Origin of the sequence: Nocardia carnea (genome assembly GCF_029868855.1) — a bacterium.
Lineage (GTDB): Bacteria > Actinomycetota > Actinomycetes > Mycobacteriales > Mycobacteriaceae > Nocardia > Nocardia carnea_A.
Genome location: NZ_JARWOV010000231.1, coordinates 1 through 21,350 on the forward strand (window position 1 = coordinate 1; position 21,350 = coordinate 21,350).

The window sequence follows — 21,350 nt, forward strand, 5'->3', positions numbered from 1 at the left end:
GCCGGCCGGGTACTGGGCGGGCCGGGGCACCGGCCGCCGGCCCGCCGGCCGACCCCGCACATCCACCCCGTCACGGGGCCTGCACCCTTGGATGCAGGCCCCTGCTGATCTGTGTACGTCATCCTTCGATCAGCTTGCGGCGCAACCCCTCGGTGGCGACGACGAGGGCGGGGACCAGTGTCAAGTGGGTGATCGACAGTGCGACCGTGGATGCGGTGTCGAAATCGGCGCTCACGGTCATGGCGATGGTGGCGACGGCGAGGACCGAGCCGATCACCGCGGCGAGCCGCAGCACACCGATCCACCTGTAGGACAACAGGACTGCGGCGCCGAGACCGATCAGCATCGGGACAGCGGTCATCATGATGATTCCGCCGGGGGCCACGCTCTGCACCTGGTCGCCATTGGTGGTTTCGAACGAACCACCGGCGGCCGCGCCGATCAGCCAGACGATGATGTTGGCCACGAGCGCGGCACCGATCGCGCCGAAGAGGGCGACGGGACGGTTCAGTGCGGGGATACGGGCGGTACCGGCGGCGGTAGCGGTCGCAGTGCTCATGATGACCTCCTGAGGTTCTGAAGTTCGGGTGAGATCATCCTGAAACCTCAACAAATATTCAGGTCAATCCCATCGGGCCGCAGAGTGTCACAGATCACTGTCGCCGAGGCCGGCCCCGGGAAGCCTCGACCGATTTCGACCGGCCCCCGAACGTGCATCCGGCCGGTTCGGGGCACCGCCTCCGAGGCACCGGACCGCGAGCTCAGAACCGGAACCGCACGATGCGGGTGGACTTTTTCATCCCGGGCACCAGGTTCAAGAGGCGGAACATGCGCCGGGCGTTCGCGGGCGCTTTGGCCATCAGTATCGGCGAGTCGTTCATCGGTGCCTCGTCGACGTACTCCAACCGCGGGTGCCAATCGGCCGGCGAGGCGGGATCGTCGAAGCCGCAGCGGAACCGGGTGTTGTATTTGCGCAGCGTGGGATCCCATCCGGAGATGCGCCAGGCCCAGACCGGGACGGTGTCGATCTGGATCTGACCGGCCGGAAAGGCATCGACGATGCCGGTCAGCAGGCGCCGGACCTCGTCCTCGGTCAGGTAGGGCACCAGCCCCTCGGCGATCATCAGCACAGGCCGGCCGCGCGGGATGCGGTCCAGCCAGGTCAGGTCCGTGACACTGGAGGCGATCGCGGTGTAGTGGTCGCGGGGCGGCAGGAACTGCTGCCGCAGGTCGATCATGGCGGGGTAGTCCAGGTCGTACCAGTCGACCGTGGCGGGCGGGTCGATCCGATAGACCCGTGCGTCGAGACCGCAGCCCAGGTGCAACACCACGGCATCGGGATGATCGGCGAGATAGCTCCGGGCCCAGTCGTCGTGAGCCTTGGAGCGCACCACAGCACCAAGACCCATCTGACTGGTGCCGAATCTGCGGCGGTCGTAGCCGGGATCGAGGCGGCGCATCACCTCCTCGGCGTATTCGTCGCCGAGGATCGGGTCCGGCAGCCGGTTGTCCAGCGCCTTGGCCTCGAGGACGGGCCCGGCGGTTTTCTGCACTCCGACAAGTTCGGTGTCTCGCACCCCGATTACGCTACACATATTTCACGAATTTCGTGAAATATGAGACGATACCGTCCCGCAGAGGACACAACGAGGGGAGACCGTCGCGGTGACGCGAGCAGACGACAGTGCGATCGCCGGCTTCCGGGAACGGTTCGCACAGATCATGGTGGAATCCGGCATGCCACGGATGGCCGCGCGCGTTTTCGCCGCACTGATGGTCACCGACTCCGGCCGGTTGTCGGCCGCCGAACTCGCGGAGCAACTCGGCGTCGGCGCGCCGGCGATTTCCGGGGCGGTCAAATACCTGGTGCAGGTGCGACTCGTCGAGCGCGGCCGAGAACCCGGTAGCCGGCGTGACTTCTGCCGGATCCACGGGCACACCTGGAGCCACTACATCACCCGATCCACCCCCGTCCTCACGCAGGTGCAGGCGGGCGCCGACGAAGGCACCACACTTTTGGATCCCGACTCCCCCGCCGGCCGGCGACTGGACGAGACGAGCCGGTTCTTCGCATTTCTGCGCGCCGAGATCGAACAGTCGATGACCAAATGGCGGCGGCTGCAGGCGACCGGACACGAGTCCGGCTAGCGGTGCCGCCCTGCGCGACGGCGGATCAACCCTCCACCAGCGCGCGCAGAGCCGGTTCGAGAATTCGCTCGAGGTCGTCTCGGTCGGCGTGGGCCATGGCCGGGACTTCCAGCAGATACCGCGCGATGGTGACGCCCAGCGTGCAGGCGTTCAGCACCGCCGCCCGCAATTCGGCGTCGTCGCCACCGATTGTCGCGGCGACGGCCGATTGCGTCGGCGCCATGACCTGATCACGCAGAATCCGGCCCGCCAGGGGATGGGTCAGACAGCTGCGCAGCAAAGCCTCGGAGCTGTCCCGCCGGGAGGGGTCCTCGAACCCTGAGAACAGGTGCGCCGTGGCGGCTTCGGCCAGGTCCTCTACCGGCGACTCGACCAATTCGCGCAGGTCGACACTGGTATGTGCCGCGGCACCGAACAGCTTCTCCTTGTTGCCGAAGAGCTGCATGACCAACGCCGGGTCGATTCCGGCTTCGGCGGCGACCGCCCGGATCGTGGTGCGTTCGAAGCCGTGTTCGGCGAACTGCCTGCGCGCCGCCGACAGAATCGTCGCCTCGGTTCGCTTACGACGTTCCGCCCGGGAGACCTGCTCCTGTTCCGCATCCACCATGACGCTCACTCTACGCGCGTTGACCCACATCGCAGTTCACTCTACGCTCGTTGAGTAAACGATCAGGAGGGCGATCCATGGCAATCGATGCGAGTGCGGCCCAGCCGGCGCCGACACCAACGGCACCGATCCGAAAACGCGGGCGCTGGGCACTGGCAGTGCTGGCCGGCAGCCAACTACTGGTCGTGGTCGATGCGACGATCGTGAACGTCGCGTTATCGGCCATCCGCGACGATTTGGGCTTCTCACTACAAGACCTGCAATGGGTGATCACCGCCTACACGCTCGCCTTCGGCGGACTGTTACTGCTCGGCGGCCGGCTGGCCGACCGGTTCGGACACCGCCGGATGTTCGTCACCGGAAGCCTTGCCTTCGCCGGCGCCTCGCTGGTGGGCGGTTGGGCCGATACGGCCGCGCTGCTGGTGGCGGCGCGGACCGCACAGGGTCTCGGTGCGGCCGTGATGGCGCCGGCAGCGCTGGCGTTGCTGATGAAAGTCTTCCCCGCCGGCCGGGAACGCACAGCGGCTCTCGGAGTGTGGGCCGGTGTCACCGCCGGCGGCACAGCACTCGGGCTGATCCTGGGCGGCCTGCTGACCCAGGCACTGTCGTGGCCATGGGTTTTCTGGATCAATGTCCCGGTCGCCGTCATAACTGCCGGCCTCGCAGTCGTGGTTTTGCCGTCCGCAGAGGGCGACCGGGCCGGCAGGATCGATGTGGCCGGGACACTGACCGCGACCGGCGGCCTGATGGCGCTGGTCTACGGCCTGGTCCGGACCACCGACGAGGGTTGGGGCTCGACCGGGACACTCGTCGCACTGGCGGCCGCCTTCCTCATGCTGACCGCATTCGGAGTGTTGCAGGCCCGCCGCGGCGATCCGCTGGTTCCGCCGCGGCTGTTACGAAACGGCTCCGTGCTGGGAGCGGACGTGGCCGGCCTGATCTTCGGCGTAGCGATCTATGCCCTGTTCTACTTTCTCAGTATCTTCCTGGCCACTGTCCTCGGCTACAGCCCGGTGCAGGTGGGGCTGGGGTTCCTGCCGATGACTGTCGCCATCGCACTCGCGGCACGACTGGCGGGCGGGCCACTGGCGTCGGTGCGGGCTCACCGGCTCGCCGTCGTGGGCTCGCTGCTGGTTGCCGCGGGCGTCGGCCTCCTGGTGCGCATCGGACCGGACGCCGGTTATCTGGATACGGTGTTACCCGCAGTGGTGCTGGCCGGGCTCGGTTTGGGTTCGGCCTTCGTACCGCTCACCGCGGCCGCTGTATCGGGAGCTGATCCGGCCGACGGCGGCATCGCCTCGGCGCTGTTCAACGCCGGCCAGCAGCTCGGGGGTGCCATCGGTCTCGCCGTTCTCACCACGGCAAGCGCCACCAGAACCGCGCATCTGACCACCGGCGGAGAGCCCACAACGGGAGCCGTCACGGCCGGCTGGAGCCTCGGATTCGGTATCGCCGCCGCACTCGCGCTGGCCGGTGCGGTCGTCGCCGCCCGCACCCTCCGGCCACCGGTGAGCCCCACGGATCATCCGGGCAGACGAATCCGCGGGCTGGGTCGCCGCAGTCACACGACGGAATAGCCATCCGCGCGAGCGGCGTTGCACCCGCTCGTGACCGATACATCCCTGCCCGTGGACGCCCTGTTCGAGCCGTTCGATGTGAAATCACTGCACCTGCGCAATCGCTTCGCGATGGCGCCGATGACCCGGATGTTCTCGCCGGACGGCGTCCCCACCAGCGATGTCGCCGAGTACTACCGGCGGCGGGCCGCGGGCGGTGTCGGGCTGATCATCACCGAGGGCACCTACATCCCCGACCCGGCCGCCGGGCCCGATACCGCGGTGCCGCGCCACTACGGGGAGCAGAGCCTGGCCGGCTGGAAAGCGGTTGTCGACGCTGTGCACAGCGAGGGCGGGCAGATCATTCCGCAGCTGTGGCACCTCGGTATCGCTCGTGGGGACGAGCCGGAACTCGAGCCCGAGGTCGAATCGGTCAGTCCGTCCGGTCTCGGCCTCGACGGTATCGCCGCCGGTCGTGCACTCACCTCCGCCGACCTCGACGTCTTGCGTGACGCCTGGGTCGCCGCCGCGGTCAATGCGAAGGCCACCGGGTTCGACGGTATCGAGCTGCACGGTGCGCACGGCTATCTGCTCGATCAATTCCTCTGGGAACGAACGAATCTCCGCTCCGACGGCTACGGCGGCTCGCTCGCGGCCCGCGTCCGTTTTCCCTCCGAGGTCGTCGCGGCGATCCGCGCGGCCGTCGGACCCGAGCTGGCGATCGTGTATCGGTACTCGCAGTGGAAATCCAGCGACTACCACGCGCGGATCGCGGCCACACCCGACGAACTCGCCCGCGTGCTCGCCCCGCTCGTCGAAGCAGGTGTCGATGTCCTGCACCCGTCCACGCGCAGGCACTGGGAACCGGCGTTCCCCGAATTGCCCGGTACCGACGGGGAATTGGGGCTGGCGGGTTGGACCAAGAAGATCACCGGACTGCCCACGATCACCGTCGGTTCCGTCGGTCTCGACAAGGTGTTCACGACAACCTTCACCGGTAAGGGCGATTCGAACGTCGCCGGTATCGATCGGCTGCTGGAACAGCACGCGGGCGGGGAATTCGATCTCGTCGCAGTCGGCCGCGCGCTGCTCGCCGATCCCGAATGGGTCCGGAAGCTGCGTGAAGGGCGAAGCGACGAACACATCCCCTACCGGCAGGATCACCAGAAAACGCTTACCTAGGACCGTCGCGCCCGCGCCACCTCCCAGTCCTGTTAACGCGGCCGGGGAAATCGCCGAAACCCGGGATACGCCTGCACAGGGTGAGTACGGATGTACTCCACAGCGATATCGACGGAACTTCGGTTCCACGGGGAGGCACAGGATGGAACCACAGTGGGGCGGCGGTCATTTCCTCGTGAGCGATGCCGAGCGGGAACATGCGGTCGAGGCACTGAAACAGAGCTTCCAGGCCGGTCGGATCACCGCCGACGAATTATCGGATCGCATAGGGCACGCGTTGAGCGCGCGGACGGCGGCCGATCTCGATCGGACGATGACCGGATTACCCTGGGCCCGGCCGGGTTCCCCGATGATTCCGAATATCTCCGGCTACGGAAGTTACCCCGCGCCGGCGGCCCGGCGACAACACGAACTCGGGCTCATCACTCTGGTACTCGGAATCTTCGGATTCCTCTGTGGAATAACGGCGATACCCGCGGTGGTACTCGGCGTGGTCGCGCTGACCATGGGCGCCGAGCGAGAGGACAAGGGCTTCGCCATCGCCGGTACAGCACTCGGGATCATCTGGTCGGTGGTGATCGGCTGGTGGCTCCTCAGTTGACCCGCGGAGCCTCGGTGGGCGGTCCGGCCCGAAACCACACCGCCCACCGGCCCTGATCAGTCCGCCCGGGTCAGCACTCGCGCGACCTCGCCGCTGTGGTGGATGAATCCGGCGTGGCTGGTATCCAGCGTGTGCACCGCGAATTTGTTCTCGGGTGTCAGGGCGTCCGCGTCGGCGATGATCCGGTCCTGCATCGCGATCGGCAGGGAGCGGTCGGCGGTGAGCCGCACGAAGGTGCGCGGAATCCGGCCCCAGGTAGCCGGGTTCGCCGGGGCGTGCGCGACCATCACCGCGATCGACTCGTCGGGTTGCAGGATATTCAGGAAGGCCATGAATTCCGCGTCCGACCGGTCGGCCATGGTGGCTTCCTTCAAGGTTCGCAGCATTTCCGGGTCAGCTGTCCGGTAGTTCGCGCGGCCGGCGCCGAGAACGGCGGGGTCGCCGACGTTCAACGGAACCAGTCCGGGCAGCAGGCTGTCCGCGAACTCGGGTTCGGACATATAGGCGACCGGGCTGGGCCGGGTCGTGCACGCCCACGCCGAGATGTACACGAGCCCGTCGACGAGATCCGGTAGCCGGTCGGCCGTGGCGGTGATCGTGACCCCGCCCAGGCTGGCGCCCACCAGGATCACCGGACCGTGCTCGTGCAACCGGGTCACCACCTCGGCGACGCGGTCCACGTTGTCGTCCAGAGTCACCCCGGCCAGCGTCGACGCCGTGGCGGCGAGCGCGTCCAGGTCCTGCGGGGCTTGGTACGACACCGGGTACTGGGCTTCGAGACCGTGACCGGGGAGGTCCACGGCGTAGGAACGGTGCCCGAGCAACGCGAGTTCACGTTGCAGGGGAGCCCACATGAACGAGCTCGTGCCGGAGCCGTGCACGAGCACGAAAGTCGGGCTGCCCGAGGCGGTTACAGAGGAAAACGCCGACATGAAGAAAGTCCTTCGCGTAGAAGTTCACTACCCGTCGGCGATACGTCTACCCGCAACTCTCGGTGGTACGGAATAGAGTCCGGCCCCACGGGCCGGAGGAGTGCGCCGACTACTCGGGGCGCAGGCGCACGAAGAACAACAGCATGTCCCGCATGTTACAAGGTGGCCGAACCGGGTTCACCGCGCTCCCCCGGCCCGGTACCAATCGACGACCGACCGTGCCACCGTGCCGGCCTCGATATCGGAGACCACGACGAGGTACGCGGTGCCGAGCGTGGGCAGGCCCTCGATGGAGCATTCGTAGCCGATCCGATGCGCTACTCGGCGAACCCAGCGGATCGCGCGGGTTCGCTCGGCCCTGGAGGCCTGGCCGGCATCGCATACGATGAGGAGGCGACGGGCGTCGATGGTGAGCGCGGTCGCGCCGACCCTCTCGCACAACCGGTTCTCGCACAAGCGCACGCGCGCCGACCGCAGCAGCGGCAGCCGCCGGTTCGGCGGGCCGTAGCCGGAATCACCGACCAGGAACTCCAGCAGCGACCGATCGATGACGACGACGATCGCTTGCGCGCCGGACCGCCTCCCGATGGTGATCGGCCGTGGCGTCGCTGGGCGCTCACACTCCGCCCGCTGACGCGGAACGCCAGGTGCGCCTGCGTAACTCGCGGGGATACCGCAGCGGTTGACCTCGGTGAGGATTGCCTCGGTCGGACCGGCAGGCGGACCCGAGACGACCGGCAGTACACCGGCCACCGCCATCGCCGGAGGAGATGACGGATAACGCCACCGGCGCGGAAAAGCCCGAACTCTAGGGTTCTTTCTCGTCGCGATCACGACTGTCGTTCCTGTCTGCCGGTGCGGCGTGTGTCCGGCCCTCGAACATCGCCTCTATCCGGGACTTGATCTCGGCAGTGGTGAATCCCGGCTCGATTCTTTTTCTCCGGGCCGCAATTTCTGGTGTATTCATGTATTACTCCTGAAATAAAGTTCCCACGGCTGATCGCCGCCGACCGCTACGCGTTGCTCAGTTGCAGACACGACAGGCTGCAAAACCCGTTCGGGCAGAATAATCAGCAAAAGCGTTCTCCAACGGCTGCCGGGGGGTGCGACAGCAATTCCGCCCCCAAACCTCCCCGAGGCCGGCACCGCCGCGGATCGGCCGGACGGCCGAGATCTTCTTCAGCGCTTCCTCTTTCGCACGATCACCATCGAGTTCTCCTGCCGCTCGCGCTTCTCGGCCCGCCGCTCCTTCATGGTCGACGAAGGTTTTTTCAGCGATTTTCCGCGCGATTTGTCAGCCACTGTCGCTCCTGTTTCCGAAGTTCCATCCGACCGATCTCGACCATACGTCAGAAAAAATAAAAAGCCAGTCCGGCAACCACCGCGCCCGGGCCGGCGGGGTGGTCGCCGTCAGCCGAGCGCTTGTGTCCCGATCACGGACAGCATCCGGAGTTTGTCGTAGCTTTCGCTGCCGGGGACCGCGGTGTAGACGAGCAGTGCGTGCGCCTGGCCGGGGTCGACGAGCCGCTGGCAGTTCAGCTCCAGGGCGCCGACCTCGGGGTGGACGAAATGCTTGGTGTCGCGGGGGCGGATCCCGATCTCGTGGTCTTCCCAGACCCGCCGGAACTCCGCGCTGCCGGCCAGGAGGAGCTCGGCGAGTTCGGCGGCGCGCGAATCGGGGCCGCGCAGGGTGACGACCTCACGCAGTCCGGCAGCGTACATCCGGGTGAGGAACGCGTGTTCTTCCGGCGCGTAGAGCTGCCGGGCGGCGGGGTCGGTGAACCATCGATAGCCGATACTGCGGGCCGGGCCGGTGAAGCGGGTCTGGTCGCCGGTGAGCGCGACCCCCATCGGGGATTGCCGCAGGGTCTCGCCGAGTTCGGTGACGATTTCCGCCGGTGTGTCGTCCAGGCGGTCGAGGACGCGCAGCAGGCCGGGACTGATGTGCTCGCTGAACACGCCCCGGGTCGGTGGGTTGTGCCCGGCGAGACGGAACAGGTGATCGCGCTCGTCGAGCGACAGATGCAATCCCTGGGCGATCGATACGAGCATCTGCGGCGACGGCTGCGGGCCGCGTTCCCGTTCGAGCCGGGAGTAGTAGTCGGCCGACATATGACACAGTGCCGCGACTTCCTCGCGCCGTAATCCCTCGGTCCGGCGACGGGGGCCGCGCGGCAGTCCGACGTCTTCGGGTTGCAGTGCGGCACGCCGGGTACGGAGGAACTCCGCCAGTCCGGTGCGATCGATCACGGCACTCCTTCTTTCTCGGGTCCTGCCATGTTTCTACCGCCCGCGAGCTGCGGTATCCACGGATCGCCGATCCCCCGGTACGTTCTGCCGGCGGTGTCGGCCGGCACCGGACCGGCCCGAGAGGCGACTCGCCGAGCCTGTGATCGGGAGGTCCTGGATATCCCTTTTCTCTCGGACCAGGCTTAGGACGTACCCCGGGGCACGGAACCGGCGAACGCTCCGGGCGATACCTGTACGCCGTACCCACACCGACACGAGGAGCAGCAAATGTCACGTCGACCTGTCGACATCACCGTGCCCGGCCTGTCCGGGAAACGCGCCCTCGTCACCGGCGCCAGCGATGGGATGGGAGCGGTGCTGGCCGCGCGGCTGGCCGCGGCCGGTGCGGAGGTGATCATGCCCGTCCGCAACCCACGCAAGGGTGAAGAGGCGGTCGCGCGGATCCGGCAGCGCCACCCGGATGCGCGGGTCTCGCTGCGCAGTCTCGATCTGTCGTCATTGGCCTCGGTCGCGGACCTCGGCCGCACTCTCCGCGAGGAGGGGGAGCCGATCCATCTCCTCGTCAACAATGCCGGCGTGATGACCCCGCCGGATCGGCAGGCGACCGCCGACGGCTTCGAGCTGCAGTTCGGCACCAATCACCTCGGCCATTTCGCCCTCGTCGGCCATATCCTTCCGCTGTTGAGCGCCGGCCGGGCACGGGTGACCTCACAGATCAGCATCGCCGCACGGCGGGGCACGATCAACTGGGACGATCTGAACTGGGAGCGTCGCTACGACGGGGAGCGGGCCTACAGCCAGTCGAAGATCGCGTTCGGGCTGTTCGGTCTGGAACTGGATCGCCGCAGCAAAGCCCACGGCTGGGGCATCACGAGCAACCTCTCCCACCCCGGCGTGGCGCCGACCGGCCTCCTGGCCGCCCGCCCCGAACTCGGCCGAGATCGCGACACTCTCCGGGTCCGCCTCATTCGTGCGCTGTCCGCCCGCGGCATCCTTCTCGGCACCGTCGATACCGCTCCACTGCCCGCCCTCATGGCAGCCACCGACCCCACGGCCGAAGCCGGCCGGCTCTACGGCCCCAGCGGTCCCGGCCACCTCGGCGGCCCGCCCGCCGAACAGCGGCTGTATCCGCCGCTGCGCAGCACCGCGGACGCCGCCCGCATCTGGGAGACCTCCGAGCAGCTCACCGAGACCACCTTCGCCACCACCTGAACGACGGATTCAGCTGCGCGAGAATCCGTGATCGGCCACCTCCAGCAGCAGTTCCCGGATCGCACGCAACGCGGGGTTGTCGTCGTCGGCGCGCCAAGCGGTGACGAGTTCGACCGGTTCACCGTCGATCCCGTGAACCGGTCGCAGCACAACACCGTCCAGCCCGAACGCCTCGGCTGCCCGGGGAACCAGTGCCAGCCCGAGTCCGGCGCGCACCAGGGCCAAGATGGTGTGCACCTGGCTGAGGTGCTGGACGTAACGCGGCGCGATTCCGGTGCTGCGGAAAACGCCTACGAGAACCTCGTAGAAGTAGCGGGCCTCGGCCGGTGAGTACATGATGAACGGCTCGCCGTCGAGGTCGTGCACATGCAGTGCGCGGTCCGGCGCGGCGAGCGGGTGGCCGGCCGGAATCGCGGCCAGCAGGGGTTCCCGGTACAGCGGACGATGCACCAGTTCGGCACCGCGGACCGGCGGCCGCACCAGCACCAGGTCGAGTTCGCCCGAGCGCAATTCCTCGAGCTGGATTCCGGAGACCCGCTCGCGCAGTACCAGGTCGACACCGGGCAGCCGGGTGCGGGCAGCCGCCACGAACGCGTCCAGAACCGAATGCGCCGAGGAGGCCGTGAACCCCATCGCCACCGTTCCGGTCTCGCCCGTGGGGACCCGCCGCACCGTCAGCGTCGCCTGTTCCGAGAGGCCGAGGATGCGGCGGGCGTCACCGAGGAAGGACTGGCCCGCGGTGGTGAGCCGGATGGCGCGGCCGGTCCGGTCGAACAACTCGACCCCGAGCTCGCGCTCGAGCAACTGGATCCGGCGCGACAGGGGTGGCTGGCTGATCGACAGTCGTTCCGCCGCGCGTCCGTAGTGCAGGGTTTCGGCCACGGCGACAAAGCTCTCCAGCTGGTTCAGCGTAAACACCGATTCATAATAGGTATCGGTGCATGCCAAAAGAGTGTTGGACATGCATCACTCGGGTTTCTTACTGTGGTCGCATTCACTAGCGAACAGCCGTTATGCGCAGGAGGAACCCCTGATGTCCGCCCTCACACCGACCGAACTGGCCGAACAGCTCGGCTCCGGTCTGTTGTCGTTCCCGGTCACCCATTTCACCGGGGATCTGGTGTTCGACGAGCCCGCCTACCGGGAGAACATCGTCCGCCTCGGCAAGTACGAGGTGGCCGGCCTGTTCGCCGCGGGCGGCACCGGGGAGTTCTTCTCCCTGACGCCGAAGGAGGTCGGGCGGGTGGTGCGAGCGGCCACCGAGAGCGCTCCGGAGTCCACCCCGATCCTTGCCCCGGCCGGATACGGCACCGCCCAGGCCATCGAAATGGCCCGGGACGCGGAAGCGGCCGGTGCCGACGGCCTGCTCTTGTTCCCGCCTTATCTCACCGAATCCTCCGCACACGGCCTGCGCAACCATGTGCGCGCGGTCTGCGAGGCCACCTCGCTCAGCGTGGTGGTCTACGGCCGGGCGAACGCGGTCTACACCCCGGAAACACTCGCCGAACTCGCCGACTCCCATCCGAACCTGATCGGATACAAGGACGGTGTCGGTGACCTGGAGGCGATCACCCGCATCCACTCCCGGCTCGGCGACCGGCTGGTGTACATCGGCGGGCTGCCCACGGCGGAGACCTTCGCACTGCCCTACCTGGAGCTGGGGGTGACCACCTACAGTTCGGCCATCTTCAACTTCCTGCCCGAATTCGCCCTGAGCTTCTACGGCGCGGTACGCGCGGGCGACCGGACTACCGTGCGCCGCCTGCTCGACGAGGTCGTGCTCCCCTACACCGCGATCCGGGACCGGAAGGCGGGATACGCGGTCAGCGTTGTCAAAGCCGGAATGAAACTCACCGGGCACGATGCGGGTCCGGTGCGTCCGCCGCTGACCGATCTGGACGATACCGAGATGGCGATGTTGAACGAGGTCGTCGAGACCTCGCGCTCCGTCACCGTCTGAGCACGTCCGATACATACCGCCAGCGATAAGTGATGAAGCCGAAGGAGGCACCCGTGCCCGACCGCCCCCAGCCCCACCCGACCGGTGCCATGGTCATCGGAACCGAACTCGTCATGGGCACCGGAGCACAGGTGCAGGGCAGCGATCCGCGCAGCGGCGAGGTTGTCGAACCGGTCTACCGTGCGGCCTCGGATGAGCAGATCGACCGCGCCTGCGCCCTCGCGGACCGGGCGTTCCCGGAGTTCCGGGCGCTGCCCGCGGAGCGACGGGCCCGGTTCCTGGAACGCATCGCCGACCTGCTCGACGAGCGTCGCGACGCACTGGCCGAGCGCGCACATACCGAGACCGCGCTCCCCCGGGCGCGGCTCACCGGCGAGGTCGGTCGCACCAGCGGTCAGTTGCGGTTGTTCGCGTCCGAACTGCGCACGGGAACCTGGCAGGGTGCACGCATCGATCCGGGGCGGACCGGCGACAACCCCCGTGCCGATATCCGCCAGCGCCGGATCGCACTCGGCCCCGTCGTGGTGTTCGGCGCGAGCAACTTTCCCTTGGCTTTCTCCACCGCCGGCGGCGATACGGCGTCCGCGCTGGCCGCGGGCTGCCCCGTCGTGGTCAAAGCGCACCCCGCGCATCTGGGAACCGCGGAACTGGTCGCCCGGACCATTGCGGACGCGGCCGCCGATACGGATATGCCGGAAGGGACGTTTTCCCAGCTCGTCGGCAGCGGAAACGAGATCGGCGCCCGGTTGGTGAGCGATCCACGGATCCGGGCTGTGGGGTTCACCGGGTCCCGTACCGGCGGGCTGGCGATCGCCGCCGCGGCGGCGGCGCGACCCGTACCGATCCCGGTGTATGCGGAGATGAGCAGTATCAACCCGGTCTTGTTGCTGCCCGCCGCCCTGGCCGCACGTGGCGCCGCCCTGGGTGCCGCGTTCGTCGAATCGCTGACGCTCGGCGCCGGCCAGTTCTGCACCAATCCCGGGCTGATCTTCGCCGTCGACGGCCCGGGTCTCGGCGCGTTCACCGCGGCGGCGGCCGATGCCGTCACCGCGAACAGCGGGGCTGTCATGCTCACCGGCGATATCGCCGCGCATTACGCCGCCGCGGGTACGGCGCTCGCGGCGCTCGATGGTGTCACCGAGCTCGCCCATGGTGCGCGACCCGATTGCGCCGCGGCCGGAAGCGCACGATTGCTGACGGTCGACGGTGCCCGGTTCATCGCGGATCCGCAACTGCAGACCGAGGTGTTCGGCGCGACATCGCTGCTGGTCCGTTGCGCGGACACGACCGAACTGAGCGCGGCCGTCCGGGCGCTGGACGGCCAGCTCACTGCCACCGTGCACGCCGATACCGCCGACCATCCCCTGGCCGCCACGTTGCTGCCGCTCCTGGAGGAACGGGCGGGCCGTATCCTGTTCGACGGCTGGCCCACCGGAGTCCAGGTCGGGCACGCGATGGTGCACGGCGGCCCCTTCCCCGCCACCACCGATGCGCGCAGCACATCGGTCGGGACGCTGGCGATCGAACGTTTCCTGCGTCCGGTCGCGTATCAAGACGTGCCGGCGGCGCTGTTGCCGGCCGAGGTGTGCGACGACAATCCGCTCGGCGTGTGGCGCCGCGTCGACGGCGAAGTCGGCCGGGGCGAGCTGCCCACCGGCTGACATACCGATCGGCCGGAGCAGCGCGGTCGGCGCACCCTTCCAATGTTGTGAGGATCCAATGAAATCTCGAATGTCCACCCCGGCACCACGACGTCGCCGGTCGCCGGCGGGGTCGCATCGCCTCGCCACGGCATCCGGTCGGCGTACGCTGCCCGGCCTCGGACCGGCCGGTAACCGGTTCGCGGTCATCTCCGCACCCTGCACATCTCTCGAGGGGAGTTCCCGCGATGACCGTTCCTGAGGTCGAGACGGAGGCCGCGCGCCCGCATACCGCCGCGCCGGCGATCCGTGCTGGGCAGCCGGCCCGGCCCAAGACGCGGATGTTGGGCCGCGATTCGCTCGTCACCGCGGCGAAGGCGGTCGCGGGGATCGCCGGGCTGTTCGTGGTGTGGGAGCTTCTGGTGGTCGTTTTCGATCCGCCGGAGTTCCTGCTGGTCGGACCGGTTTCGGCGTTCGCCGAACTGATGGAGCGTCCCGAATATTTCGCGACGAACACCTTCGTCACCTTGCAGGAGGCGCTGGCCGGTTTCGCACTCGGCACGGCGCTGGGCGTGCTGTGCGGGGCGGCGCTGCACTATTCCGCGACGATTCGCAGTTTCCTCTATCCCGCACTCGTCGCGATCGACACGATTCCCAAGGTGGCCCTCGCGCCGCTGTTCATCGTGTGGTTCGGATTCGGTTTCGAATCCAAGGCCTTCGTCGCGATGGCGATCGCGTTCTTTCCGCTCGTGATCAATACCTACGACGGTCTCAGCTCGGTCCCCAACGAGCTGCAGGAACTGGCGCGGATCAACAAGGCGTCGTCGTGGAAGAAGATGACGAAGATCGAAATGATCTATGCGCTGCCCTCGATCTTCTCCGGCGCGAAGATCTCCATCTCGCTCGCGGTGGGCGGCGCGGTGGTCGGTGAGTTCATCGCCGGATCCAAGGGGCTGGGCTATGTGATTCTGCTGGCCAACAGCCAGGTCGACCTGCCCTCGATGTTCGCGGCTTTCATCGTTCTGGCCGCCATCGCACTGGCACTGTTCTTCATCGTCGATTTCGCGGGACGAAAGCTCGTCCCGTGGAAGAACCACGCCAAGTGACCAGGGGATCGGAGATTCGGATGCGGAACTCGAGGCGAAAACTTGCCGCGCTCGCCGGGGCGATCCTGGTCGCCGCGCTGCCGGCGTGTACGAGCAGCGGCGGGGAGAACTCGATGACCCTCATGATGGACGTCGGCTATCTACCGAAGCACGCGCCGTTCTTCGCGGCGGTCGAACGTGGTTTCTTCGCGGCGGAGGGGCTCGACATCACCATCATGCCGGGGTCCGGTTCGACCAATACGGTCACCTCCGTCGAGACCGGCAAGGTGGACGCCGGCTTCGCCGATTTCGGCAGCACCATCATCAGCCAGGGCCGGGGAGCTTCGGTGAAGCACGTCAACCTCCTGCAGGCCAGGTCGGCCTACGCCGTCGTCGCGCTGGGTGACACCGGAATCGAAGGGTGGGAGGACCTCCGGGGTAAAACCCTCGCCACCGAGGGCGCGGGCGCGATGACCGCGATGTGGCCGTACGCGATGAGCAAACTGGGGTTCGCCGAAGGCGATGTGAACGTCGTGCACGCGTCGAGCGGGTCGAAGATCCCCGGCCTGCTGGCCGGGCAGTGGGATGCCAACCTCGCCCTGTACGTCTCCGACGAACCGGCCATCGACGCATTGGGTCGCGAGGCCGTCGTGCTGAAATGGGCCGATATCGGTATCGACCTCTACGGCAACGGAATCGTCGTCTCCGACGAGAAACTCGCGCACAACCCCGAGCAGGTGCGCAAATTCAACCGGGCGATGCAGAAGGGCTTCCTCTGGTCGTGCGCGCATCCGGACGAGGCCGCCCAGGATTTCCGGAACGAGGTCAGCGGATTCGAAACCGAGACCGTCACCCTCGCCATCCGCGAACAATGCTCCCTGAACTGGGGCACCGGCGCGGCCGCGGACAACTTCGGGGTCATGGACGACGCGGGTGTCGAGAAGATGATCGATATCTCCCGGGAATTCCTCGGCCTGCCCGCCGACAGCGATCTCACTCCAGCCGATATCTACACCAACGACTTTCTCGCACCGCTTCACCGCGACGAGACCGTCCAAGCGCCGTAACAGCCGGACAGAGGGCCTTATGAACAACGAATACGCCATCTCGGTCAACAACATCGGTATGACCTACCGGTCCCGGGACGGACACGACAACACCGTCCTCGAAGGACTGGATTTCCATGTCGAGCCGGGACAGTTCGTCTCGATCGTCGGACAGTCGGGCAGCGGGAAGACCACACTGCTGAAAACGATCTCGGGTCTCCAGCAGCCCACCGCGGGCGAGATCCTGGTCAAAGGACGGCCGATCAGCGACGGCCTCGAGGATATCGCGATGGTGTTCCAGAGCCCGGTGCTGCTGCCGTGGCGCAACAACATCGACAATGTGCTGCTGCCGTTGGAATTCCGTGGCACCCGCACCGACGAATCGCGCCGCTATGCCCAGGAACTCCTCGAGATGGTCGGTCTCGGCGACCGCGCCACCCGATACTCCTACGAGCTCAGCGGCGGGATGCAGCAACGGGTCGCCATCTGCCGGGCGCTGGTCTCCCGGCCCGAACTACTGCTGATGGACGAACCTTTCGGCGCGCTCGACGCCATGACCCGCGATTCGATGAACTTCGAGATCCAGCGCATCTGGCAGGCCGCCGGATGCAGTGTCCTCTTCGTGACGCACAGCATCTCCGAGGCGGTCTGGCTCGGCGACCGGGTGGTGGTCGTCGGCGGGCGGCCGGGCCGGATCGTCGCCGATATCGCGATCGACCTGCCGCGGCCACGGGGCAAAGAGCACCGATTCTCCCCGGTTTTCTCCGATTACGTCACGGAGATCGAATCCCATATCGGGGTAACCACCGGAATCAGCTGACCGCACCGGAACCGAAACCTGTTCCCACACCGAAGCCCGAGAGAATGAGGGAAGCAATGCTGAGTATCACCGCCGACGCCGGACAGGTCGCGCGAACCTACGGGCTCGATGCGCGCAAAAGCCTGCTCTTCTCCGCGATCCGCCTCGATTCCTATCCGCTCGTGGCCCCACTGATCGCGCGCACCGACGACGAAGAGTTCCTGCTCGTGCGCCAGCAGGAGCAGGGCAACGCGCTGTCGGCCGGGGTTCCGAAAGACCGGATCAAGTTCTACGCACCCTGGGTGACGATCGATCCCCGGATCGTCGCCGACACTCCCGCCGCGGCCTCGCTCACCGACCTGGTCCGGGAGCTGGCAGACGGTTCGGGCGTTCGGCTGGCCGCGGATGTCGTCTACAGCCATTACCTCGCGCTGTCCGGGTCGGTGGACCTCTCCGTCGCCGACCAGGACCCCACACCGGTCACCGCCTACGAGATCGATACGGACGAAGTACTCGGCCGGTTCGCGGCATGGCGCGCGACCGGCATCGAGACCGCACGGCGGCTCATCGACGGTGTCGAGCATCTCGCGGGCCTGGAGAAGGAGTTCACCAGTACCGAAGACACCAGGTATTCGGCACTGCGTTCCCTGGCCGACGACCGCTCGCTGGACGCGCTGCTGCTCGCCGCGCCCCCGAACTTCACCGAAGCAACCGGTTTCGCCCAACCGGACGGCGCGGTCGCCGTATGGCTGGCCGGCTCCGGAAAACTTCTCGTGCTGGTCCCCGAAGGCGGTGCCGCCGGGCCCGGTGCACCGATCGGACGATTCCCCTCCGTCGGTGCGGCGGTGCGGGAACTCGCCCGCGGCCCGCGCACCGGTGTGGAAGACGAGTGGATCGGTATCGGCCTGGCCCGCGAGCTGGAGCGTGAGCATGCGGAGCTGGTGCCGGTGTCGCGCGACCTGGGACATTGGCGTGATATCCGCGATCACGAAGATCTCGCGTTCCAGGTGATCGCCGCGCGGGCGAGCGTCTTCGCGATCGAGGAGGCACTGGCCTGGGCAGAAAAAGGCCTGGACGCCGGATGTTCGTTCTCCGAACTCGATATCTACTCCGTCTACTTGGACAAGATCGCCGAATTCCGCACGGCGAACGCGATCCCGGTCGGGGTGGAACCGTATTTCACCAATCTGCACTCGTCGAACCGGATGCTCTTCCCCGGGCCGCCCGTCGATTACCCGATCAACGCGGAAACGACCTGTATCCAGCTCGACGCCGGGGTACGTATCGTCATCGACGGGGTCACCGTGGCCACCTCCGACATGGCACGTTCGCTACCGCGCACGCCCGCCGCCGAGGAGGCCTACGCGTTCTTCTTCGACGTGGTGCGCGAAGGCATCATCGGACAACTCGCACCGGGTGTGATCTGCGAGGACGTCCACGAAGGGACCCTGCGTTATCTGGCACCTCACCTCGACCGGATGGTCGAGATCGGCATGCTGGGTACGGATATCGATTTCGACACCGAATACCGCAAACGCAATGTCGGCCACCTCATGGGCAAACAGGAATCGTTCGCGAACGAATTGCGGCCCGGCTACAAGCACGTCCTGGATATCGGCTCGTACGGCGCCGCCGAGATCCCCTGGCGCTACGAGAACGCGGCCATCGGTACCGAGGACCTGTGGTACATCGGGCGCGACCGCACCTACATCGTCAGCAAGCGATGACGTGGGTTCCGACCTGCTTGCCGCACAACGATTCCCACTCCCACCGCGCTGCACGCGCCCACCCGTCGAATCGGAATCATCATGACTGATGTGAAACAACGGCTCGAGACACTGTCCCTCGAGCTGCCCGTCCTCGGTGCGCCCCGCTACGCGTACGAGGCAACCACCCGCTGGGGCGATCTGCTCTGGATCTCCGGCCAGATCTCCCGCACCGCCACCGGCGATATTCTGCGCGGCCGCCTCGGCGATACCGCGACCGTCGAGGAAGGAATCGCCGCCGCCGAAACAGCCGCCCTCAACCTGCTGGCCCGGATGAACGATGCCGTGGGACTGGAGAACATCCAGCAGATTCTCAAGCTCGATATCCATATCGCGAGCTCACCGGAGTTCGTGGACCAGCCGACGGTGGCCGACGGGGCGTCGCGCCTGCTGCGCACAGTGCTGGGCGACGCCGGCAGGCATGCGCGCACCGCACTACCGGCTCATGTACTGCCGCAGGGTGCGCTCGTGGAACTCGACGCGACAGTGGCCGTGCTGGCGGGCTGACAGCAGCACCGCATCCTCTGCACATCACCGACGGACCGGGACCGTAGCGGGTTCCCGGCCGAGGCCCCGGCCGGATGAGGGCGGCCGGGGCCTTGTTCGCCGGATACGGATACCGGCACGCTTCCGCCGCGGGTGCTCAGGCAGACCGCGATGATCGGTGAACCACCTGGGCAGCCGACTCGAGTGCCGCCAACGGGTCGCGGGACAGCAGCGCGGCCGGGATTCCGGTTTCCCGGTGCAGGGCCTTCAGCAGACCACCGCGGGTTGCGTAGCCGGCCAGCTGGGCCGCGACCGTGAGTGTGTCCCCGCCGCGCAGCCGGCCGATCGCGATATTGAGCCGTGCCCGCGCCCGCCACCGGGTGAATGTCAGACCGGTTTCGAGGTGGAAGAGCCGTTGTACCTGACGGACGCTGATATGCCGCCCGGCCGCCAGTTCGTCGAGTGTCCGGCTCGAGGTGGCGGTTTCGTGTGCGATCGCCCGCGCAACCGGATGCGACGGCAGCGCCAGCGGGAAGTATTGCGTGTTCAGTGACCGCAACAGGGTGTCGAGCGCGCCGCGGAACGGCCTGATCTGGTCGGTGGTGGCGGGGCCGGCGGCCAGGATCGTCGTCATCAGTTCGGTGACCGCGGGGACGACGCCGAGCCGCCGGACTCGCTCCTGCGGCCGGGTCGGCGGCGGCAGCATCGGACCCAGTGCGACGCCACCCGCGGACAGCCGGGCCGAATGCGGGACCCGCGGCGCCAGCCACAGGTTCTCCCGCGCGTGCAGGCGCATTCGTTGCCCGTCGGCGACGATATCGGCGAAACCGGTGACGATGTGGACGAGGTGCGGCACATCGTGCTCGTGTGTGTCGTGGCCCAGGAACCGGATGGAATTCGCCGGCACGGCGGAGACGAGTTCGGCGGGCGCGTTCATGCTCACCTCCTGAAATCGTGTCGCGTCGGAGCCGGGGCGATGTCGCATGGGGAGCGATCACCGCAATTCAGAAGGTTAGACTAACCTCACTTCCACCCTCCGCGGCTTTCGGTCGCGGAGGGATTTGTTCTGCTCTGGATCGAGGTTGTATGCGATCGCGCCGTCGGTTTTCCGCCGTTCTCGCCGCCGTCTTCACAAGTGCCGCCGTGACACTGGCCGGATGCTCCGCATCCGGTCCGGTCGAGGACACCGGCCCGGCCCGGATCGTGCACACCGCACAGGGTGAGGTGAGCGTGCCCGCCGACCCGCAGCGGGTCGTCGTCTTGAACTACGCGCTGGCCGGCTACCTCTACAACCTCGACGTGCCCGTTGTCGCGACCGTTTCCGAGGACGCCGACAAACAGGGCGCGTTCTCGGAGTTCTGGAAGGACGAAGCCGCCGCGGACAACACGCAACTCCTGCCGTGGAGCACCGACGGTTTCGACTACGAGGCCGTCCTCGCAGCGGAACCGGACCTGATCGTCGCTGGCGGATACGGCCTCCCGGGCGTGCTGGCCACCAAGGCCTACGACCGGCTCCGCGCTGTCGCGCCCACTGTGATCGTGAGCAATACGCTGGCCACCTGGCAGGAACAGTTCGGCTTCCTGGCGAAGGACGTGTTCGGTAAGCAGGACGTCTACGACGGTTTCGTCGCCGATTACGACAAGCGGGTCGCCGATGTGAAGCAGGCGATCACCCCGCCGCCGGGTCCGGTCGCCTATCTGACGATCACCGCGGACAACAGCCCGTATCTGCTGTTCGAGAACATGGGCCTACCGCAGACGCTGGCCGAGGTGGGCCTGCAGCCTGCGCCACTGGTCGAGAGGAACGGCCTGCAGCCGTACAAACCGGGTGGGGATATGGCGGAACTGTCCACGGAACAGGTCGGTCAGCTGGTGACGACGCCGACGGTGTTCGTCGCGGGATTCAATGCCGACACCACCGACATCGCCACCTTGTCGAAGCAGCCCGTGTACGCGAAACTTCCCGCGTTCGCCGGGGGTCACGCCTACGGCCTGCCCTACTGGGCCGTGCGCGGCGACTACGACGAGGCGATGGCCCTGCTGGATCTCGTCGAGAAGCAGTTCGCCTAGACCGGCGGGT

General features: G+C 67.3%; 23 protein-coding genes. 13 read left to right on the top strand and 10 right to left on the bottom strand.

Features of this window, described 5'->3' with window-relative positions; genetic code table 11:
• Positions 1-118 precede the first annotated feature (118 nt).
• Together QH195_RS22280 and QH195_RS22285 are read right to left on the bottom strand one after the other, a co-directional pair.
• Positions 119-559, bottom strand: a complete 441-nt coding sequence (locus QH195_RS22280; protein ID WP_280425090.1) for a DUF6069 family protein — start codon at positions 557-559, stop codon at positions 119-121.
• 202 nt (positions 560-761) lie between these two features.
• The gene (locus QH195_RS22285) at positions 762-1,577 is read right to left on the bottom strand and encodes a class I SAM-dependent methyltransferase (protein ID WP_280436866.1); all 816 of its coding nucleotides are present in this window, start codon (positions 1,575-1,577) and stop codon (positions 762-764) included.
• 88 nt (positions 1,578-1,665) lie between these two features.
• Here QH195_RS22285 and QH195_RS22290 point away from each other — a divergent pair, with 88 nt between their 5' ends.
• The gene (locus tag QH195_RS22290; RefSeq protein WP_280436867.1) at positions 1,666-2,148 is read left to right on the top strand and encodes a GbsR/MarR family transcriptional regulator; all 483 of its coding nucleotides are present in this window, start codon (positions 1,666-1,668) and stop codon (positions 2,146-2,148) included.
• A gap of 25 nt (positions 2,149-2,173) precedes the next feature.
• On the opposite strand, the gene QH195_RS22295 is transcribed toward QH195_RS22290, so the two are convergent.
• Positions 2,174-2,755 (bottom strand): TetR/AcrR family transcriptional regulator, encoded by a 582-nt coding sequence (locus QH195_RS22295; protein WP_280436868.1) that lies wholly within the window; start codon positions 2,753-2,755, stop codon positions 2,174-2,176.
• Positions 2,756-2,832: 77 nt separating this feature from the next.
• Between QH195_RS22295 and QH195_RS22300 the strand changes: the two genes are divergently transcribed.
• The 3 genes from QH195_RS22300 (at position 2,833) to QH195_RS22310 (ending at position 6,094) form a co-directional block, all read left to right on the top strand.
• Positions 2,833-4,332, top strand: coding sequence for a DHA2 family efflux MFS transporter permease subunit (locus QH195_RS22300; RefSeq protein ID WP_280436869.1), 1,500 nt, complete (start codon positions 2,833-2,835; stop codon positions 4,330-4,332).
• 30 nt (positions 4,333-4,362) lie between these two features.
• Positions 4,363-5,493: an NADH:flavin oxidoreductase gene (locus QH195_RS22305; protein ID WP_280436870.1), complete on the top strand. Its 1,131-nt coding sequence runs from the start codon at positions 4,363-4,365 to the stop codon at positions 5,491-5,493.
• A gap of 142 nt (positions 5,494-5,635) precedes the next feature.
• Entirely contained in the window at positions 5,636-6,094 is a 459-nt protein-coding gene (locus QH195_RS22310; protein WP_280425096.1) for a DUF1707 and DUF4190 domain-containing protein, read from the top strand.
• A gap of 56 nt (positions 6,095-6,150) precedes the next feature.
• On the opposite strand, the gene QH195_RS22315 is transcribed toward QH195_RS22310, so the two are convergent.
• The 5 genes from QH195_RS22315 to QH195_RS22335 all read right to left on the bottom strand — a co-directional run bounded on the left by QH195_RS22315 (position 6,151) and on the right by QH195_RS22335 (position 9,276).
• Complete coding sequence (locus QH195_RS22315; protein WP_280436871.1) at positions 6,151-7,026, bottom strand: alpha/beta hydrolase; 876 nt, start codon at positions 7,024-7,026, stop codon at positions 6,151-6,153.
• 177 nt (positions 7,027-7,203) lie between these two features.
• Entirely contained in the window at positions 7,204-7,785 is a 582-nt protein-coding gene (locus QH195_RS22320; RefSeq protein ID WP_280436872.1) for a hypothetical protein, read from the bottom strand.
• Between the two features lie 49 nt (positions 7,786-7,834).
• A complete protein-coding gene (locus QH195_RS22325; RefSeq protein ID WP_280436873.1) occupies positions 7,835-7,993 on the bottom strand; it encodes a hypothetical protein in 159 nt (52 codons plus the stop codon).
• Positions 7,994-8,205: 212 nt separating this feature from the next.
• Positions 8,206-8,328 (bottom strand): hypothetical protein, encoded by a 123-nt coding sequence (locus tag QH195_RS22330; RefSeq protein WP_280425100.1) that lies wholly within the window; start codon positions 8,326-8,328, stop codon positions 8,206-8,208.
• A 108-nt stretch (positions 8,329-8,436) separates the two neighbouring features.
• On the bottom strand, positions 8,437-9,276 hold the full coding sequence (locus QH195_RS22335; protein WP_280423473.1) for a helix-turn-helix transcriptional regulator: 840 nt from the start codon (positions 9,274-9,276) through the stop codon (positions 8,437-8,439).
• A gap of 267 nt (positions 9,277-9,543) precedes the next feature.
• On the opposite strand from QH195_RS22335, the gene QH195_RS22340 reads away from it, so the two are divergent.
• On the top strand, positions 9,544-10,488 hold the full coding sequence (locus QH195_RS22340) for an SDR family oxidoreductase (protein WP_280423472.1): 945 nt from the start codon (positions 9,544-9,546) through the stop codon (positions 10,486-10,488).
• Between the two features lie 9 nt (positions 10,489-10,497).
• On the opposite strand, the gene QH195_RS22345 is transcribed toward QH195_RS22340, so the two are convergent.
• The gene (locus QH195_RS22345) at positions 10,498-11,406 is read right to left on the bottom strand and encodes a LysR substrate-binding domain-containing protein (protein ID WP_280423471.1); all 909 of its coding nucleotides are present in this window, start codon (positions 11,404-11,406) and stop codon (positions 10,498-10,500) included.
• A gap of 115 nt (positions 11,407-11,521) precedes the next feature.
• Between QH195_RS22345 and kdgD the strand changes: the two genes are divergently transcribed.
• The 7 genes from kdgD to QH195_RS22380 all read left to right on the top strand — a co-directional run bounded on the left by kdgD (position 11,522) and on the right by QH195_RS22380 (position 19,291).
• Positions 11,522-12,448 carry a 5-dehydro-4-deoxyglucarate dehydratase gene (kdgD, locus tag QH195_RS22350; protein ID WP_280436874.1) on the top strand — a complete coding sequence of 309 codons (927 nt, stop codon included), beginning with the start codon at positions 11,522-11,524 and terminating at the stop codon, positions 12,446-12,448.
• Between the two features lie 32 nt (positions 12,449-12,480).
• Positions 12,481-14,109 carry an aldehyde dehydrogenase (NADP(+)) gene (locus QH195_RS22355; RefSeq protein WP_432278408.1) on the top strand — a complete coding sequence of 543 codons (1,629 nt, stop codon included), beginning with the start codon at positions 12,481-12,483 and terminating at the stop codon, positions 14,107-14,109.
• 227 nt (positions 14,110-14,336) lie between these two features.
• A complete protein-coding gene (locus QH195_RS22360) occupies positions 14,337-15,194 on the top strand; it encodes an ABC transporter permease (protein ID WP_280436875.1) in 858 nt (285 codons plus the stop codon).
• 20 nt (positions 15,195-15,214) lie between these two features.
• Positions 15,215-16,240: an ABC transporter substrate-binding protein gene (locus tag QH195_RS22365; protein WP_280423468.1), complete on the top strand. Its 1,026-nt coding sequence runs from the start codon at positions 15,215-15,217 to the stop codon at positions 16,238-16,240.
• A gap of 19 nt (positions 16,241-16,259) precedes the next feature.
• Entirely contained in the window at positions 16,260-17,039 is a 780-nt protein-coding gene (locus tag QH195_RS22370; protein ID WP_280423467.1) for an ABC transporter ATP-binding protein, read from the top strand.
• A 56-nt stretch (positions 17,040-17,095) separates the two neighbouring features.
• A complete protein-coding gene (locus QH195_RS22375) occupies positions 17,096-18,745 on the top strand; it encodes a M24 family metallopeptidase (protein WP_280436876.1) in 1,650 nt (549 codons plus the stop codon).
• 81 nt (positions 18,746-18,826) lie between these two features.
• Positions 18,827-19,291, top strand: coding sequence for a RidA family protein (locus tag QH195_RS22380; RefSeq protein ID WP_280436877.1), 465 nt, complete (start codon positions 18,827-18,829; stop codon positions 19,289-19,291).
• A 136-nt stretch (positions 19,292-19,427) separates the two neighbouring features.
• Here QH195_RS22380 and QH195_RS22385 read toward each other — a convergent pair whose 3' ends face one another.
• Positions 19,428-20,207, bottom strand: coding sequence for a helix-turn-helix domain-containing protein (locus tag QH195_RS22385; RefSeq protein WP_280436878.1), 780 nt, complete (start codon positions 20,205-20,207; stop codon positions 19,428-19,430).
• 149 nt (positions 20,208-20,356) lie between these two features.
• Here QH195_RS22385 and QH195_RS22390 point away from each other — a divergent pair, with 149 nt between their 5' ends.
• Positions 20,357-21,340 carry an ABC transporter substrate-binding protein gene (locus tag QH195_RS22390; protein ID WP_280436879.1) on the top strand — a complete coding sequence of 328 codons (984 nt, stop codon included), beginning with the start codon at positions 20,357-20,359 and terminating at the stop codon, positions 21,338-21,340.
• The last annotated feature ends 10 nt before the right edge of the window (positions 21,341-21,350 follow it).